The organism is Mesorhizobium sp. WSM3224 (genome assembly GCF_000427725.1).
Lineage (GTDB): Bacteria > Pseudomonadota > Alphaproteobacteria > Rhizobiales > Rhizobiaceae > Mesorhizobium.
Map to the genome: position 1 here is coordinate 58,098 of NZ_ATYO01000012.1, position 14,761 is coordinate 72,858.

Here is a 14,761-nt window from a genome sequence, read left to right on the forward strand (position 1 = left end):
GATGGATCAGGTTTCAAAACAATTTCATCATAGCCAAATCAGGACAGGGAACTCGCCATGACAATCCAACGCTCGATGCTCAAGAAACTGGCCTTTTCGACCTTTCTGCTGACGCTGCCGCTCAATACGGCATTTGCCGCCGACCCGGCGGTGGCCGAGCGTATCAAGGCAACCCTCGCAGCCCAGGGCGTCGACATTTCCTGGACCGGAGCCTCCGGCGACGATTCCAACGCCGTGCTGCAGGGTGTTTCCATCAAGCCGGCGGCAGAGAAGGAAGCGCTGGCGATCGGCGACGTTAAGCTGGAAGGGGTCACCGAGGCCAATGGCGGCTACGAGATCGCCACCATCTCGACCTCGCCTTTCGAACACAGCAAGGACGGCGTGACGCTCAACCTCAGCCCCGTCGTCATCCATGACATGAAGGTTCCGGCCGAAGGCGGCACCGACCCGCTCGGCTCGCTGATGATGTACAAGTCGGCCGAGCTGTCCAACATGACGGTCAAGGTCGGCGACAAGACGGCGTTCGCGATGGACGGGCTTGCCGTCCAGATCACCCCGCCGGCCGACGGCAAGGCGATGGACTTCACCGCCAACACCGAAAAATTCACCGCCGACCTGTCGCTGGTCGACGACCCCAAGTCGAAGGAAGCGATCGAGGCACTCGGCTACCAGAACATCTCGGGCAATATCGACATGGCAGGCAGCTGGCAGCCGAGCGACGGCAAGATGGAGCTGTCGAAATATGACATCTCGGTCGAGAATGCCGGCACGCTTGGCATGACCTTCAACCTCGGCGGCTACACGATCGACTTCATCAAGTCGATGCAGGAGATGCAGAAGAAGCTCGCCGCCCAGCCGGAAGGTGCCGACAAATCGGCGCAGGGCATGGCCATGCTCGGCCTGATGCAGCAGCTTTCCTTCAACGGCGCGTCGGTGCGCTTCGAGGACGATTCGCTGACCGGCAAGGTGCTCGACTATGTCGGCAAGCAGCAGGGCATGTCGGGCAAGGACGTCGCCAACCAGGCCAAGGCGATCGTGCCGTTCGGCATGGCGCAGCTCAACAATCCCGAGCTGACGGCGGAAGTCTCGACGGCGGTCAACAGCTTCCTCGACGATCCGAAGAGCCTGGAAATCTCGGCCGAGCCGCCGTCGTCGGTGCCGTTCGCGCTGATCATGGCCGGCGCGATGTCCAACCCGCTCGACCTGCCCAAGACGCTCGGCGTCAAGGTCAAGGCGAACCAGGACTGATCGAATTAGCTGCCTTCTCCCCGTCGCTATACGGGGAGAAGGTGCCGGCAGGCGGATGAGGGGCAGCGCCGACGCTTGCGAATATGAAATTCGATGCTGAACCGATTGCCTGTCAGAAGGCCTCAGTTGCTACGCCCGCTCGCAAATCGCCAGCACCCGCGCTGCCCCTCATTGTCCTACCGGACATTTCTCCCCGTATAGCGACGGGGAGAAATGGCAGTTGCAGCGCTGCTGTCAGTCCTTCTTCGTCACCGCAACACGCAGCGACAGCTCGCGCAGCTGCTGCGGGGTCGCTTCCGAAGGCGCGCTCATCAGCAGGTCGTAGGCCTGCTGATTCATCGGGAACATGGTGACCTCGCGCAGGTTCTTGGCGCCGACGAGCAGCATGACGACGCGGTCGATGCCTGCCGCCATGCCGCCATGTGGCGGCGCGCCATACTGGAAGGCGCGATAGAGGCCGCCGAAGCGCTCTTCTACCGTCGCGCGGTCCAGGCCGACCATCTCGAAGGCCTTGACCATGGTCTCCGGTAGATGGTTGCGGATGCCGCCGGACGCAATCTCGAAGCCGTTGCAGACCATGTCGTATTGGAAGGCCTTGATGCCGAGCGGTTCCTGGCCGTTCAGCGCGTCGATGCCGCCCTGCGGCATCGAGAACGGATTGTGGGCAAAGTCGATCTTCTTCTCGTCCTCGTTCCATTCGAAGAACGGGAAGTCGACGATCCAGCAGAGTTCGAACCGCTCGCGGTCGACGAGGTTCAGCTCCTCACCTGCACGCGTACGAGCGGCGCCCGCGAAGGAGACGAACTTCTTCGGGTCGCCGGCGACGAAGAAGGCGGCATCGCCATCGGCAAGGCCGAGCTGCTGGCGGACCGCTTCGGTGCGCTCCTCGCCGATGTTCTTGGCTAGCGGGCCGGCGCCTTCGAGCTTGTCGCCCTCCTTGCGCCAAAAGATGTAGCCCAGTCCCGGCTGGCCCTCGCTTTGCGCCCAGGAGTTCATGCGGTCGCAGAAGGCGCGGCTGCCGCCGGTCTTGGCCGGAATGGCCCAGACCTCGGCCTTCGGATCGTTGGCCAGGATGTTGGCGAACACCTTGAAGCCGGAGTCGCGGAAATGATCCGAGACCGCCTGCATCTCGATCGGGTTGCGCAGGTCCGGCTTGTCGGTGCCGTAGGTGCGCATTGCCTCGTCATAGGGAATGCGGCGGAACTTCTGGGTCACCGGCTTGCCGGCGGCAAAGGTCTCGAAGACGCCGCGAAGCACCGGCTCCATGGTGGAGAGCACATCGTCCTGCTCGACGAAGCTCATCTCGAGGTCGAGCTGATAGAATTCACCCGGCAGGCGGTCGGCGCGCGGATCCTCGTCGCGGAAGCAGGGCGCGATCTGGAAATAGCGGTCGAAACCGGAGACCATGATCAGCTGCTTGTACTGCTGCGGTGCTTGCGGCAGCGCGTAGAAGGTGCCGGGATGGATGCGTGAGGGCACAAGGAAGTCGCGCGCGCCTTCCGGCGAGGATGCCGTCAGGATCGGCGTCGAGAATTCGGTGAAACCGACCTCGTCCATGCGCTTGCGCATCTCGGCGATGATCTTCGTGCGCGCCACGATATTCTTGTGCAGCGTCTCGCGGCGCAGGTCGAGGAAACGGTATTTCAGGCGGATATCTTCCGGATAATCCGGCTCGCCGAACACCGGCAGCGGCAGTTCCTTGGCCGCCGACAGCACCTCGATCTCGCGCGCGAAAATCTCGATCTCGCCAGTCGGCAGGTTCGGATTGGCGGTTTCCGCCAGCCGCGCCTTGACCTCGCCATCGACGCGGATCACCCATTCGCCGCGCACGGTCTCGGCGACCTTGAAGGCCGGCGAATCCGGATCGGCGACGATCTGGGTCAGGCCGTAGTGGTCGCGCAGGTCGATGAAGAGCAGCCCACCATGGTCGCGCACGCGATGCACCCAGCCCGACAGGCGGACGGAATTGCCGACGTCGCTCTTTCTCAACTGGGCACAGGTGTGGCTGCGGTAACGATGCGTGGTCATGGGTAAAGTCCGGAAATTGCGGGCATCAGCCCGGCTCGAAAATTGGCGCGAAAAGCGCATGAGAGGCTGGCTTTGTCAAGGCAAGCGGTCACACAGACGCGCCGCTTCGGCCGATCAGGCAAAATGGATTTGCGCACCCTGGCTTTGGAAGTCGGCGAGCGTGGCAGGAGGCGCGGTCTTTTCCACCACAAGATGGCGGATCGCCTCCGCCCCCGCCACGCGATACGGCGCCGCGGTGGCAAGTTTGTCGTTGGTGACGGCAATCACGATGCCCCCGCTGTTTTTCGCCATGGCGCGTTTCACTTCGGCTTCGGCCGAATCGAAAGCGGTGACGCCGCGCGCAACATCCAGCCCGCAGGATCCCAGAAAGAACAGATCGGCGCCGAGCTGAGCCACGGCGGCGAGCGTATCGGCGCCGACGCAGGTGCCGAGATCGGGCACATAGCGGCCGCCGAGCACGATCAGCTTGACCAGGGGACGATCCGTGAGAGCCGAGGCGACGCCCAGCGAATTGGTGGCGACGGTCAGTTCGATGTCACGCGGGATCGCCCTGGCGATCGCCTCGTTGGTCGTGCCGCCGTCGATGAACAGCGACTGCCCGGCCACGAGCAGCCCCACTGCCGCCTTTGCCAGGCGCGTTTTTTCCTCGACCGCATGACCGCTGCGCTGGCTTAGCGTCGCCGCGGCAAAGGGCGCCGATGCGACCGCGCCGCCATAGACCCTGCGCAACTGCCCGGCCTTCGCCAGTTCCCGCAAATCTCGGCGCACCGTGTCTTCCGAGACACCGAAACGGCTGGCGAGCTCGCCGGCCAGCACCTTTCCGTCCGCCGCAAGCTGGTTGCGAATGAGCTGGTGCCGTTCTTCGGTGAGCATGCACGATCCTATTTATTTGTGCACATTCTTGCATGTTTTGCCTGTTCATGCAAGAAACAGAGTATGAGCGGACCCGAGAGGGCTGCTCGCCGAAATCTCCCTGTTGGATTGCCTATGATGACCCTTGGCCTGAAACTCGCCCCCCAGCACCGCGTCTATGCCGGCTTCGCGATCTATTCCTTTGCCATGGGCAACATCTTCCCGCGCCTGCCTGACATCAAGCGCGCCATGGAGATCGAGGACGGCACGCTCGGCCTAGCCCTGATCGGGACGCCGATCGGCACCCTGATCGCGCTGACGCTGGCGACGCCGATCCTGGAACGTGTCGGCTTTCGCCGCGCGCTGCTCTCACTGGTGCCGCTGCTTGCTCTCGTCTATGCCGTCGCGGTGCACGCGCCCGGCCCGGCCGCCTTATTCTTGATGCTGCTCCCGGTCGGACTGATGATCGGCAGCATTGAAATCATCTTGAATGTCGAGGCCGACAGAACCGAGTTCCTGCTCCAGCGCCGCATCATGAACCGGGCGCATTCGTTCTGGAGCATCGGCTTCTTCGGCGCCGGCCTGTTCGGCGGCGCGCTGGCGCATCTCGGCCTGTCGCCGCAATTGCATCTGGCGCTGGTCGTGCCGATGGTTGCGGTTGCGATGGCGCTGTTCCTCGGCCGCTTCGAACCGGCGCCCGCCCGTTTCGCCGCGACCGGCGACAAACCGCCGATGTTTGCCCGGCCGACGCTGCCGATCCTCGTCCTCGTCGCGGTGACGCTGTCGGCAATGCTGATGGAAGGCGCCAGCATGGACTGGTCGGCGATCTACATGCGCACGGTATTCGAATCGGGCCCGTTCGTTGCCGGGATAACAGTGGCGCTGTTCGCCTTCTCGCAGGCGACGACACGCTTCTTCGCCGATTCCTTTGTCGACCGCCACTCACCGAGCGGCGTGGCGCGCGTGCTGTTGGCGACAATGGTTGTCGGCGTGGTCGTCGTCTTCTTCTCGCCCCTGCCCTTCATGTCGATGCTGGGCTTCGCGCTTCTGGGCATCGGCAGCAGCGCCATCTTCCCGCTGGCGATCTCGGCGGCGGCGCAACGCACCGACCGTCCTGCGGCGATCAATGTCGCGGCTTTGTCGCAAATCTCCTTCGTCGCCTTCCTGCTCGGCCCGCCGCTGCTCGGCTTCGTGTCGGATCATTGGGGTATCCGCTCGGCCTATGGCATCGGCATACCGTTCATCCTGCTCGGCCTGGCCACCGCCGGTGCGCTCGGCCGGCGGCCATCAGCCGAAGTCGCGGATCTCGCAAGGCGACGGGTGGAGACGCCGGTCGGCGAGGCCTGAACATCCTGTCAGGCCCTCGGATATCGCCATCGCGCGAAAGTAGCGGTGCGTGAAGACGTTGCGGCGCTTGACGAAGGCGCGCGCGGCTGAAATTGAAAGAGGCCTAATATTGTGCCAAAAGCGATTTGATGCAGGTCATTACCACACAAGAAGAACTCGAGAGCGTCGTCGCGGCGTTCGAAAAGTCGGAATTCGTTACCGTCGATACCGAATTCATCCGCGAGACGACCTTCTGGCCTATCCTCTGCCTGATCCAGATCGCCGCGCCTGGGATTGAGGCGCTTATCGATCCGTTGTCGCCCGGCATCGACCTGAAACCGTTTTTTCGGCTCATGGCCAATGAAGCGGTGCTGAAGGTCTTCCACGCGGCGCGCCAGGACATCGAAATCGTCGTCCATCTCGGCGACCTGGTGCCGCATCCGGTGTTCGACACACAGGTGGCGGCGATGGTCTGCGGCTTTGGCGACAGCGTTTCCTATGACCAGCTCGTCCAGAAGGTCACCGGAGCCCGGCTAGACAAATCCTCGCGCTTCACCGACTGGCGGCACCGGCCGCTTTCCGACAAGCAGCTCGAATATGCGCTCGCCGACGTCACCCACCTGATCCAGGTCTACCAGCATCTCAGCGCCGAACTGAAGCGCGAGGACCGCGCCCATTGGCTGAACGAGGAGATGGAGGTGCTGACCTCGCGCGAGACCTACGATCCGCATCCCGAGGACGCCTGGAAGCGGCTGAAGATGCGACTGCGCAAGCCGCAGGAGCTGGCGATCGTGCAGGCGGTGGCCGCCTGGCGCGAGCGCGAGGCACGCGAACGCGACGTGCCGCGCGGCCGCGTGCTCAAGGACGACGCGATCTACGAGATCGCGCAGCAGGCGCCGCGCGACATAGCCGGCCTCGGCAAGCTGCGCACGACGCCGAAAGGCTGGGAACGCTCCGCGACGGCAACCGCGCTGCTTGGCGCGGTCAACGCCGCGCTTGCCTTGCCCAAGGACGCCATGCCGAAACTGCCGAAAAGCGTGCAGCCGCCCGAGGGATCGAGCGCGGCGGCCGAGCTGCTCAAGGTGCTGCTCAGAATCGTCGCCGAGAAGGAAGGCGTCGCCGCCAAGGTGCTAGCCTCCAGCGACGATATCGACCGCATAGCGGCCGAGGGCGACGAAGCCGACGTGCCGGCGCTGCAAGGCTGGCGGCGCGCCGTTTTCGGCGAGCAGGCGCTAAAGCTGGTGCGCGGCGAGATCGGCATCAAATTCGACAAACGCAGGATCGCGGTGTTCGATCTTTAGCGCCCTCATCCGGCCGCTTCGCGGCCACCTTCTCCCGCAGGGGGAAGGGAAAGGGCGCCGTTACACCGCCCCGAGCAGGTGCAGCGCGAACCAGATCCAGGCGATGAGAAGTATGCCCGCGCCGAGGAAGAAGGCGAGGCTGCGGTGTAGCATATAGTTTCTGTCGAGATGCACCCAGGCGTGGACATAGCGTGTGACTATGAAGAGCCACATCAACGCCAGCGTCAGGTAGTTCACGCCATTGGTGACGAACAGCGCCAGGCAGAGCACGTGGAAGAGAACCGGCAGCTCGAACTGGTTGATCAGATTGTTGGCGACCGTGACGCTCGAAGCCGGCTCGGTCGAGCGGACCCTGTACTGGCCGACCTTGGCCTCGCCCGACTTCACGGCCCCATAACGCCGCTTCAGCATCACCAGATAGACGATATAGACCAGGAGCACATGCGCCAGCATCGGCCAGAAGATGGCGGTCTGGCGCATTTACTGCTCAGCGCTGCCGCTGCACGGCCAGCGCAAAGACCGCGATGACGAAGACCGGGATCGCCAGCAACGCGAATTTGGTGACTGTCAGCGAAGAGGCGAAAGCCAGCGAATCGGGATTGGCCAGCTGGAAATCCGAGAGCAGCCGCGCCAGGGCAAAATTCTGGGCGTAGTCGGCGACCGTATAGGGAAGCACCAGCACCAGAGAGAACAATGCCTGCAACTGCGCCGGCATGGCTCGGAACGTGCTGAGCCGCCGCCCGAAAGCAACGATGAGGCTGACCAGCGTCAGCGACAGCAGCGCCGGGAACAAGAGGTCGAAGGTCAGGTAGTGCCAGACGATGATGATCTCGCCGCCGCGCCGGCCGAGCGCGGTCAGCCACGCCATGCCTTCATCGGGCGTGAAGCCGGCGACGCGCATGTCGAGCGAGAAGAGCCCGCCGCTCAAGCGCTGGAAATAGAGGAACTCCAGCGCCGTCATGACGAGGAAAAGCGCAATGGAGGCGACGGAGAGCGCCGCCGCGTGCCGCGACAGCCGCAGCACCGCCACGCTCAAGCCACGCCACAGCCCCTTGCGGTCGGGCCGATCGGCCTGCCGATCAAAGTCCGCCTGGGTAATTGGGGCTTTCGCGGGTGATCGTGACGTCATGGGCGTGGCTTTCACGAAGTCCGGCGTTGGATATGCGCACAAAAGTGGCGCGCTCGCGGAAATCTGCAAGATCACGTCCACCCACATAACCCATAGCGGCTTTCAGGCCGCCCGCAAGCTGGTGCAGCACGCCAGCCACAGGTCCTTTGTAGGGAACCTGCCCTTCAATGCCCTCCGGAACCAGTTTCAGCGTGTCGCGGACCTCGGCCTGGAAGTAGCGATCGGCCGAGCCGCGCGCCATGGCGCCGACCGAACCCATGCCGCGGTAAGCCTTGAAGGAACGGCCCTGGTGCAGATAGACCTCACCCGGGCTCTCGTCGGTACCGGCAAGCAGCGAGCCGATCATGGCAGCGCTTGCGCCCGCGGCGAGCGCCTTGGCGAGATCGCCCGAATATTTGATGCCGCCATCGGCAATGACGCTCACGCCGGCCTTGCTGGCGGCCTCGACCGCCGACATGATCGCCGACAATTGCGGGACGCCGACGCCGGCGACGATCCTGGTCGTGCAGATCGAACCCGGGCCGATGCCGACCTTGACGGCGTCGGCGCCGGCGTCGATGAGCGCCCGCGTGCCGTCGGCCGTGGCGACATTGCCGGCCAGGATGCGCACCGAGTTGGACAGCTTCTTCGCCCGGGTTACCGCATCCAGCACGCGCTGCGAATGGCCGTGCGCGGTGTCGATGACCAAAAGGTCGACGCCGGCATCGATCAGGCGTTCGGCGCGCTCGAAACCGTCATCGCCCACACTTGTGGCGGCGGCGGCGCGCAGCCGCCCTTGGGCGTCCTTGGTGGCGTGCGGGTTGAGCTGCGATTTCTCGATGTCCTTGACGGTGATCAGGCCGACGCAATTGCCTTGTCCGTCGACCACCACCAGCTTCTCGATTCGGTGCTTGTGGAGCAGACGCTTGGCCTCGTCCTGATCGACGTTCTCCTTGACCGTGATCAGGTTCTCACGGGTCATCAGTTCGTAGACCTTCTGCGCCGGATCGGAGGCAAAGCGCACGTCGCGGTTGGTGAGGATGCCGACGAGCCGGCCGACCGTGTGGCCGCCGATGCCGCCATTCTCGACCACCGGAATGCCGGAGATGCTGTTGCCACGCATCAGCGCCAGCGCGTCGGCGAGCGTTGCGTCCGGGCCGATGGTGACCGGGTTCACCACCATGCCGGATTCGAATTTCTTCACCTGCCTGACCTGCTCGGCCTGCTCGGCCGGCGAGAAATTGCGATGGATGACGCCGATGCCGCCGGCCTGCGCCATGGCGATCGCCAGCCGCGCCTCGGTGACGGTGTCCATGGCAGCCGACAGGATCGGCACGTTGAGATCGATATCGCCGGCGATGCGGGTGCGGATGTCGGTCTCGCCCGGCATCACTTCGGAATGGCCGGGCTGCAAGAGCACGTCGTCGAAGGTCAGCGCCAGCGCGCCGGTGGACGTTTCGATGATTTTTGACATGGCCAGTCCTTTTGAATGCGGAAAAGGCGCTGGGCCGATTGGCCAGCGCCGACTCTCATCTTCCCTTTCAGGATTGGCGCTGGCTGGTAACACGTCCTGTTGCGGTTGAAAAGTCGATCGTTGCACCCAGTCACAAAGTGTTGCGTTGGGCCATTCTGAAGCCACCAAGGGTTGCGGTCGCACAAAAGTGACAGCAATTTAATGCGACATCCGGGCCGAGGCGTGATAACCGCCCGGTCGCACCGGTTCGCCCCCAAGCCGGGCCTAGAATCGCGAAGACAAATCAGGGCGTTTCCCTTGAACCGCATCATCCCGCTTATCCTGGCGGTCGCACTTTTCATGGAGAACATGGATTCGACCGTGATCGCGACGTCGCTGCCGGCGATCGCCGTCGACATCCACACCAGCCCGATCGCGCTGAAGCTGGCGCTGACGTCCTATCTGGTGTCGCTGGCGATCTTCATTCCGATCAGCGGCTGGATGGCGGACCGGTTCGGGGCCAAGAACGTGTTTCGCGCCGCGATCGGCGTCTTCATCGCCGGCTCGGTCGCCTGCACCTTCGCCAATTCGCTGCCGGCCTTCGTGGTGTCGCGTTTCCTGCAAGGCATGGGCGGTGCGATGATGACGCCGGTCGGGCGCCTGGTGCTGGTGCGCGCCACGCCGAAGAGCGATCTGGTCGCAGCAATGTCCTGGCTGACCGTGCCGGCGCTGGTCGGCCCCCTGGTCGGTCCGCCGATCGGCGGCTTCATCACCACCTATTTCACCTGGCACTGGATATTTCTGATCAACGTGCCGATCGGCCTCATCGGGATGTGGCTCGCCACGCGTTACTTGCCGGAAACCGAGCCGGCCGAGACGCCGCCGCTTGATTTCCCGGGATTCGTGCTCTCCGGGCTCGCCGCTTCCGGCGTCGTCTTCGGCCTTTCCGTCGTCAGCCTGCCGGCGCTGCCGCCAATGGCCGGCTTCATCACCGTTGCCGTCGGCGTGGTCGCGGGCGCGCTCTATCTCCTCCATGCCCGCCGCGCCAAGAACCCGCTGCTGGCGCTGGAGCTTTTCCGCAACCAGGTCTTCCGATCCTCCGTGCTCGGCGGCTCGCTGTTTCGCGTCGGCATCGGCGCGGTGCCGTTTCTTCTGCCGCTGATGTTCCAGATCGGTTTCGGGCTGACGCCGTTCCAATCCGGCATGATCACCTTCGTTTCGGCGATCGGCGCCATCGGCATGAAGTTCGTCACCGCGCTGCTCTTCCGCCTTGCCGGCTTCCGGCGCGTGCTGATCTGGGGCTCGCTGGTCGCGGCCGCGTCGATCGCCATCTACGGCCTGTTCACGCCACAGACGCCATACGCGCTGATGCTGGCGATACTTTTGGTCGGCGGCTTTATCCGCTCGATGTTCTTCACCGGCGTCAACGCGCTCTCCTATGCCGAGATCACGCCCGCCGACACCAGCAAGGCGACGCCGATCACGGCGGTCTTCCAGCAATTGTCGATCGCGCTCGGCGTGGCGCTGGCCGGCGGCATCCTCGAAGTGTCGACCTCTATCCATGGCGGTCCGCTGACCTTGAGCGACTTCCACATCGCCTTCTTCATCGTGGCAGCGGTCTCGGCGGTGGCGTCGATCACCTTCATGCGGCTGGCGCCGGACGCCGGCAATGCGGTGTCCGGACATGGCCGGTTAACGGCGCCGAAAACGCTGGAAACGGTGGGCGCGGGGAAGTAGCTGCCTTTCCTTCTCCCCCTGTGGGGTCCGAAGGACGGGGCGAGACCCGTGGCTCGCCCCCGGGCGGTGGATCGGCGCGGAGCGCCGAGACGGATGAGGGGTGTCCAGCGGAGTGAGACGCTAGCGTTCCCTGGAACACCCCTCATCCGGCCGCTTCGCGGCCACCTTCTCCCACAAGGGGAGAAGGCAAAAGGCGCTACCCCTTGAACTCCTTCGCCAACAAATAGAGCTCCACCGATTCATCCCGCGAAGCCGGCGGCTTGACATGGTGGACTGAGCGGAAATTCTTCTTGAGCATGGAGAGCAGCTCGTTCTCGGCGCCGCCCTGGAATGTCTTGGCCAGGAAATGCCCGCCGGGCTTCAGGACGTGCAGGGCGAAATCGGCCGCGACTTCGCACAGATACATGGTGCGCAGATGATCGGTGCGGCGGTGGCCGGTGGTCGGTGCAGCCATATCGGACAGCACCACGTCCGGCCGGCCGCCGAGCGCCTCGGCAAGCTTCTGCGGCGCGTCGGGATCGAGGAAATCCATGAGCAGCACCGGCGCTCCCGGCACCGCGTCCATTTCGAGATAGTCGATGCCGACGACGTGCGGGTTTTCGGCGGTCGACTTGGTCCGCGCGGCCGCCACCTGGCACCAGCCGCCGGGGGCCGCACCGAGGTCGATCACCTTCATGCCGGGCTTCAGAAGATGGTGCTTGTCGTCGATCTCGATCAGCTTGTAGGCGGCGCGGGAGCGGTAGCCGTCGGCCTTGGAGCGCTGCACATAGGGATCGTTCATGTGACGCTCGAGCCAGCGGCGCGAAGACTCCTTCAGGCCGCTCTTCTTCTTGATCCGGGTCTTGAGGACGCGAATGCTGGCAGAACCTGGTTTTTCCGGTTTCTTGGTCATGGTCGGCCGCCGCCACGCCAGACGCCGGCATCGGCCATCAGCTCGCTCAAGATTCCCTCGCGCAGGCCGCGGTCGGCGACGCGCAGCCGCTCCGACGGCCAAACACCGCGGATCGCTTCCAGGATGGCGCAGCCGGCAAGCACGAGGTCGGCGCGGTCGGCGCCGATGCAGGGATTGGCGCAACGCTGCTGGAAATCCCAGCCGATCAGCCGCTCGATCATGCCGTCGACGCTGTCGCGGTCCATCCACAGCCCGTCGACGCGGCGGCGGTCGTAGCGCTCGAGATCGAGATGCACGCCGGCAAGCGTCGTCACCGTGCCGGAAGTGCCGAGCAGATGGAAGTTGGGGCTGGCCAGCACATGCGCGAGCCGGTCGCGGCCATCGAAGACCTTCAACCGCGCGGCCACGTCGTCGACCATCGCGGCAAAGGTCTCGCGCGTCACCGTGCGGCCGCCGAAGCGTTCGGCGAGCGACACCACGCCGACGGGCAGCGAGGTCCACGACACGATGTGGTTGGCCAGCCGTGGCGAACGCCGCCCGGTCAGGTCGATCAGCGCGATTTCGGACGAGCCGCCGCCGATGTCGAACAGCACCACGCCTTGCGTGTCGCGCTCGACCAGCGAGCCGCAGCCGGAAACGGCAAGGCGGGCCTCGGTCTGGCGGTCGATGATCTCGAGCTTCAGCCCGGCCTCGCGCTCGACGCGATCGAGGAATTCGACACCGTTGGCGGCCGAACGGCAGGCTTCGGTGGCGATCAGCCTGGCTTTCCTGATCTTGCGGTTGCGCAGCTTCTCGCCGCAAATCTTCAGCGCCTCGACCGCGCGGTCCATCGCGGCCTGGCTGAGCCGGCCGCTGGCCGTCAGCCCCTCGCCCAGCCTGACGATGCGCGAGAAAGCGTCGATGACGCGGAACTGGCCGTGACGGCCAGGCACCGCGACCAGCAGACGGCAATTGTTGGTGCCGAGATCGAGCGCGGCGAAAACCGGCAATTCCTGCTGCGGCGGACGCGGCGGGGCCGGGAGCAGCGGCCTTGGCTCAATCCGCGGCTGTGCGCCCTGAGGCTGGCTTGCGGGGCTGGCGGCAGGCGCGACAAGCGGCACGGCGCCGTTCTCGTCGCGCGCAAAAACCTTGCGGCCGCGCCGGCGTTTTCGGCGCTTGCGCGTCTTGCCGTTCGGCTGTTCGCTATGGTGGTCGGCTCTGGCATGTGCGCCGGAGTGGCGGCTGAACCGCCCCGCGGGCGGGCCCACCGATTCCGTCGGCGATGCCCCAGACATGCCCACTGCCGACGCGCCCGCGCCGGTGTCGTGGTCTTCCACTTCAGTTCCTTCCGGCGCCGCGCGAACCGGGAACGGACGCAGCAGGCACCTCGATTTGTTTCAAGTTGGCAACAGACTAGCAGCGCCGCTCGCAATCACCAAGAGCGCACGGCCTAATTTCGCCAACGTCCTATTTTGCCAGCGTCACGTCGGGGCAATGTCTTGCAGGTTGAATAGCCGGCTTCAATCAGGCATGTCTCGAATGAGGGTTTGGAAGGGTCCGGGCAACATCAAGCCAATGAGCTGCAACGCATGATGACGACGCCATGAATTGGAGGCGCTATTTCTGGCCGGTCATAGGCATTGCGGCCGTGGCGTTCTCGCTGTGGCTGCTCATCCACGAACTGCGCGGCATTTCGCTCAACGATGTCTGGATCGGCATCGCCGCCATCCCGACGCGGGACTGGGTTCTGGCGGCGCTGAGCGCGGTCGTTGCCTACGCCTCGCTCGCCGGCTACGACCACATCGCGCTGCTGCATATCGGCAAGAAGGTCTCGTGGCTGTTCGTCACGCTATGCTCCTTCACCACCTATGCGGTGTCGCACAATATCGGCGGCTCGGTGTTCTCCGGCGCGGTGATCCGTTACCGCGCCTACGCCACGAGGGGGCTGACCGGCCAGGAGGTCGGCGTGCTGGTGGCGATCTGCTGGTTTACCTTCATGCTGTCCAGCGTTTTCGTGGGCGGCCTCGTGCTTCTGCTGGAACCTCAGATCATCGATCGTTTCACGGGCACACCGCATCACGGCGCGGCATTCGCCGCGGGGCTCGCCATGCTCATCCTTGCCGGCGCCTATGCCTTTGGCAGCTGGCTGCGGCTCAGGCCGCTGAAGATCGGCAGCTTCCAACTGCACTACCCGGCGCTGCCGATCGTGGCGCGGCAGTTGCTGGTCGGCCCTGTCGAACTGCTGGCCGCCGCCGCGATCATCTATTTCGCCCTGCCGGAAGCCGGCAATCCCGGCTATTTCGTCGTGCTCGGCGTGTTCATGGTGTCGTTCTCGATCGGGCTCCTGTCGCATGCGCCGGGCGCGCTTGGCGTGTTCGAGGTCGTCTTCCTCACCGGCCTTTCCGACATGGATCCGGTGGGCGTGCTCGCAGCGCTTCTGGTGTTCCGCCTGTTCTATCTCATCATTCCGCTGGTGATCGGGCTGGGCCTGGTGCTCTATTTCGAGCACTCACAATACAGCCGCGGAGAGAGTTGAAGCCTTCCGCCCGACCCGCGGGAGAGCCAATGCATGTCGCCCAAAAGTGCGGAGCGGTTTTGGGAGGACGACATGCATCGGAAGGCTTAAAAAGGCTGCGGTTGAACGCAGTTGCGGGCTTGACTATTTTCGGATGGCGGCTACAAGGCAGCGCTTGCGGTGCATGAGCCGCCCGCTTCGCGCGTTACCAGACGCGCCTGCTGGGGAATAGGTTAACGGTAGACCCACGGACTCTGACTCCGTTAGTCCTGGTTCGAATCCAGGTTCCCCAGCCAAAAGGTTTCCGCGCATTTTCCAAACC

General features: G+C 64.5%; 12 protein-coding genes and 1 tRNA gene. 6 read left to right on the forward strand and 7 right to left on the reverse strand.

From position 1 onward, the window contains the following. Window positions 1-57: 57 nt before the first annotated feature. The gene (locus tag YU3_RS0120430) at window positions 58-1,248 is read left to right on the forward strand and encodes a hypothetical protein (protein ID WP_027167992.1); all 1,191 of its coding nucleotides are present in this window, start codon (window positions 58-60) and stop codon (window positions 1,246-1,248) included. 234 nt (window positions 1,249-1,482) lie between these two features. On the opposite strand, the gene aspS is transcribed toward YU3_RS0120430, so the two are convergent. Beyond that, window positions 1,483-3,276, reverse strand: coding sequence for an aspartate--tRNA ligase (gene aspS / locus YU3_RS0120435; protein WP_027167993.1), 1,794 nt, complete (start codon window positions 3,274-3,276; stop codon window positions 1,483-1,485). A gap of 114 nt (window positions 3,277-3,390) precedes the next feature. Then, the gene (locus tag YU3_RS0120440; RefSeq protein WP_027167994.1) at window positions 3,391-4,149 is read right to left on the reverse strand and encodes a DeoR/GlpR family DNA-binding transcription regulator; all 759 of its coding nucleotides are present in this window, start codon (window positions 4,147-4,149) and stop codon (window positions 3,391-3,393) included. A 114-nt stretch (window positions 4,150-4,263) separates the two neighbouring features. Here YU3_RS0120440 and YU3_RS36920 point away from each other — a divergent pair, with 114 nt between their 5' ends. Both YU3_RS36920 and rnd read left to right on the forward strand, forming a co-directional pair. Continuing rightward, window positions 4,264-5,475, forward strand: coding sequence for an MFS transporter (locus YU3_RS36920; protein WP_245273571.1), 1,212 nt, complete (start codon window positions 4,264-4,266; stop codon window positions 5,473-5,475). Between the two features lie 128 nt (window positions 5,476-5,603). Then, window positions 5,604-6,755, forward strand: coding sequence for a ribonuclease D (rnd, locus tag YU3_RS0120450; protein ID WP_027167995.1), 1,152 nt, complete (start codon window positions 5,604-5,606; stop codon window positions 6,753-6,755). A gap of 60 nt (window positions 6,756-6,815) precedes the next feature. Here the strand turns inward: rnd and YU3_RS0120455 are convergent, their stop codons facing one another. Genes YU3_RS0120455 through guaB form a run of 3 tightly spaced genes read right to left on the reverse strand, consistent with a single transcriptional unit; the run spans window position 6,816 to window position 9,337 of the window. Continuing rightward, window positions 6,816-7,235, reverse strand: a complete 420-nt coding sequence (locus YU3_RS0120455) for an MAPEG family protein (protein ID WP_027167996.1) — start codon at window positions 7,233-7,235, stop codon at window positions 6,816-6,818. A gap of 7 nt (window positions 7,236-7,242) precedes the next feature. Further along, the gene (locus YU3_RS0120460) at window positions 7,243-7,884 is read right to left on the reverse strand and encodes a hypothetical protein (RefSeq protein WP_245273572.1); all 642 of its coding nucleotides are present in this window, start codon (window positions 7,882-7,884) and stop codon (window positions 7,243-7,245) included. Next, window positions 7,835-9,337 (reverse strand): IMP dehydrogenase, encoded by a 1,503-nt coding sequence (gene guaB / locus YU3_RS0120465; RefSeq protein WP_027167998.1) that lies wholly within the window; start codon window positions 9,335-9,337, stop codon window positions 7,835-7,837. The genes YU3_RS0120460 and guaB overlap by 50 nt, the downstream gene beginning before the upstream one ends. Window positions 9,338-9,634: 297 nt before the next feature. Here guaB and YU3_RS0120470 point away from each other — a divergent pair, with 297 nt between their 5' ends. Next, window positions 9,635-11,053: an MFS transporter gene (locus YU3_RS0120470; RefSeq protein ID WP_027167999.1), complete on the forward strand. Its 1,419-nt coding sequence runs from the start codon at window positions 9,635-9,637 to the stop codon at window positions 11,051-11,053. Window positions 11,054-11,249: 196 nt separating this feature from the next. Here YU3_RS0120470 and YU3_RS0120475 read toward each other — a convergent pair whose 3' ends face one another. Both YU3_RS0120475 and YU3_RS0120480 read right to left on the reverse strand, forming a co-directional pair. Further along, on the reverse strand, window positions 11,250-11,945 hold the full coding sequence (locus YU3_RS0120475; protein ID WP_027168000.1) for an RlmE family RNA methyltransferase: 696 nt from the start codon (window positions 11,943-11,945) through the stop codon (window positions 11,250-11,252). Next, complete coding sequence (locus tag YU3_RS0120480) at window positions 11,942-13,261, reverse strand: Ppx/GppA phosphatase family protein (protein WP_027168001.1); 1,320 nt, start codon at window positions 13,259-13,261, stop codon at window positions 11,942-11,944. The genes YU3_RS0120475 and YU3_RS0120480 overlap by 4 nt, the downstream gene beginning before the upstream one ends. A gap of 266 nt (window positions 13,262-13,527) precedes the next feature. On the opposite strand from YU3_RS0120480, the gene YU3_RS0120485 reads away from it, so the two are divergent. Both YU3_RS0120485 and YU3_RS0120490 read left to right on the forward strand, forming a co-directional pair. Next, window positions 13,528-14,460, forward strand: a complete 933-nt coding sequence (locus YU3_RS0120485) for a YbhN family protein (protein WP_027168002.1) — start codon at window positions 13,528-13,530, stop codon at window positions 14,458-14,460. A 201-nt stretch (window positions 14,461-14,661) separates the two neighbouring features. Beyond that, window positions 14,662-14,735 (forward strand) — tRNA-Gln (locus YU3_RS0120490). Window positions 14,736-14,761 lie beyond the last annotated feature (26 nt).

Bases quoted from the DNA above. Each gene is read 5' to 3' on its own strand.
- YU3_RS0120475 (WP_027168000.1), bottom strand. From the start codon at position 11,945: ATGACCAAGAAACCGGAAAAACCAGGTTCTGCCAGCATTCGCGTCCTC.
- YU3_RS0120485 (WP_027168002.1), top strand. From the start codon at position 13,528: ATGAATTGGAGGCGCTATTTCTGGCCGGTCATAGGCATTGCGGCCGTG.
- YU3_RS36920 (WP_245273571.1), top strand. From the start codon at position 4,264: ATGATGACCCTTGGCCTGAAACTCGCCCCCCAGCACCGCGTCTATGCC.
- YU3_RS0120455 (WP_027167996.1), bottom strand. From the start codon at position 7,235: ATGCGCCAGACCGCCATCTTCTGGCCGATGCTGGCGCATGTGCTCCTG.
- YU3_RS0120440 (WP_027167994.1), bottom strand. From the start codon at position 4,149: ATGCTCACCGAAGAACGGCACCAGCTCATTCGCAACCAGCTTGCGGCG.
- guaB (WP_027167998.1), bottom strand. From the start codon at position 9,337: ATGTCAAAAATCATCGAAACGTCCACCGGCGCGCTGGCGCTGACCTTC.
- rnd (WP_027167995.1), top strand. From the start codon at position 5,604: ATGCAGGTCATTACCACACAAGAAGAACTCGAGAGCGTCGTCGCGGCG.
- aspS (WP_027167993.1), bottom strand. From the start codon at position 3,276: ATGACCACGCATCGTTACCGCAGCCACACCTGTGCCCAGTTGAGAAAG.
- YU3_RS0120430 (WP_027167992.1), top strand. From the start codon at position 58: ATGACAATCCAACGCTCGATGCTCAAGAAACTGGCCTTTTCGACCTTT.
- YU3_RS0120460 (WP_245273572.1), bottom strand. From the start codon at position 7,884: ATGACGTCACGATCACCCGCGAAAGCCCCAATTACCCAGGCGGACTTT.